Annotated in this window: 2 protein-coding genes; both read left to right on the plus strand. The window is 63.8% G+C overall.

The genetic code is table 11. The features are described 5' to 3' along the window. Positions 1-206 precede the first annotated feature (206 nt). On the plus strand, positions 207-413 hold the full coding sequence (locus tag RSO01_RS46775; protein WP_147157476.1) for a hypothetical protein: 207 nt from the start codon (positions 207-209) through the stop codon (positions 411-413). Between the two features lie 441 nt (positions 414-854). Continuing rightward, positions 855-1,283 carry an RrF2 family transcriptional regulator gene (locus RSO01_RS46780; RefSeq protein WP_147157477.1) on the plus strand — a complete coding sequence of 143 codons (429 nt, stop codon included), beginning with the start codon at positions 855-857 and terminating at the stop codon, positions 1,281-1,283. Positions 1,284-1,379 lie beyond the last annotated feature (96 nt).

A 1,379-nucleotide genomic window follows, 5' to 3' on the forward strand; every position in this document is an offset into this window, starting at 1 on the left:
CCCGAGCCGGCGGCTTAAAGGGCATAGGCGACCGGCATGTCGTGAAGCTCCTGAAGTCGCCCAAGTGGAGCGCGCCGCCCGCCTAGTAGATGGGTCCGGCGAAGAAAAGGCGAGAGGACGCCGGAAGCAAGGCGTAGCCCGACATCACGACTTACCCCTACCGCGTGTTGGTGTTGGAACGAGTGGGCGAGGCAAGACAGGGGGTGATGGCTGCATGGAACAAAGAGCAGGCCGACCTGCTGCGCCGCATCGCTTTGGCCGATGGAAGCTTTCCCATTGAGGAGTGCCTCGGCTCTGCCCTTGACGCTTTGATCGAGGCGGGTTTCGTCCGGTTGCAGGGCGCCGACCGAGTTGCCTTGACGGATAATGGACTGGCGCGTTCTCGCCAGCTGCGCCGCAGAAAGCCGTTCTGATCGGAGGCTACGCCGCGCAGGCGCGGGCCGGCTAGACATATGTCCCAGAGACGTTACCGGCCCGCGGGGTAGCATTCGTTACCACCCTGGCGCTTCCTCGAACTTGAAACGACACCAAGCTTGGGCGGCGCTGTTGGCCAGCCCCCAATTTTCTCCACCCAAGCATGGCGAAGGTATCGCGGGAATTGGCTAGGTAGGACGAGCGATTGAGAAGTACCTCTCGCGGTGCCCCCTCGCTGACGGGCTAGCCGCTGCCAAGGCGTACCTCCGCCCTGGGGTGCCTTAGCGTGCGGCCAGGGCGTAGGCGCTTGCGGGGTAACAACGGAGAGCCATCGCCGCCGATCGCGCTCAGCGGGCATGTTTGCCTCGGTGCTCGAGCATGCAAATTGCGCAGTTAATCCGTGCCCGCCATGCTCGGGCGTTGCCGTGTGAGTGCCCAAGATGCTTTGGCTCAGCAGGATAACCATATATGGCATAGCGGCTGTACTCGACGTGGCACTCCAAGGCGGCGAGCGTTGGGTGCGCAAAGTCGAGATCACCGAGCGGCAGCGCGTTCCCGTGCGATACCTCGAGGAGGTCCTGCAGTCCCTGGTGCGGGCCGGCATTCTGGACGGCAAGCGTGGGCGCTACGGCGGCTATCGTTTGGGACGCGAGCAGCGATGCATAACTCTGGGCGAAATTGTGCGGGTCGTGTGGGCGTTGGAGGTCGAGCTCGATCCCTTTAACCCCGACACTGCCTCACCCCTTGCCCGTGAGGTGGTGTGGCCAGCTTTGATGGCGCAGCTCGATAGCCTGACCATCGGCGATCTCTGCAAGCGGGTACGTTCGAAGAGCCCCGATCAGACTGCGAGGGAGTCGGCGGCAGTGTAAGGACACGAGCGGCGGGCCGGTTCAAGATCGGCCCGGCGGGTGTCAGAAGCACCTGCCGGACCTGACCGCGAACCCGGGTTCCGCAGGATCCTGGAT

It is taken from the genome of Reyranella soli, from assembly GCF_007992495.1.
GTDB classification, from domain to species: Bacteria; Pseudomonadota; Alphaproteobacteria; order Reyranellales; family Reyranellaceae; genus Reyranella; species Reyranella soli.

Bases quoted from the DNA above. Each gene is read 5' to 3' on its own strand.
- RSO01_RS46775 (WP_147157476.1), top strand. From the start codon at position 207: ATGGCTGCATGGAACAAAGAGCAGGCCGACCTGCTGCGCCGCATCGCT.
- RSO01_RS46780 (WP_147157477.1), top strand. From the start codon at position 855: ATGCTTTGGCTCAGCAGGATAACCATATATGGCATAGCGGCTGTACTC.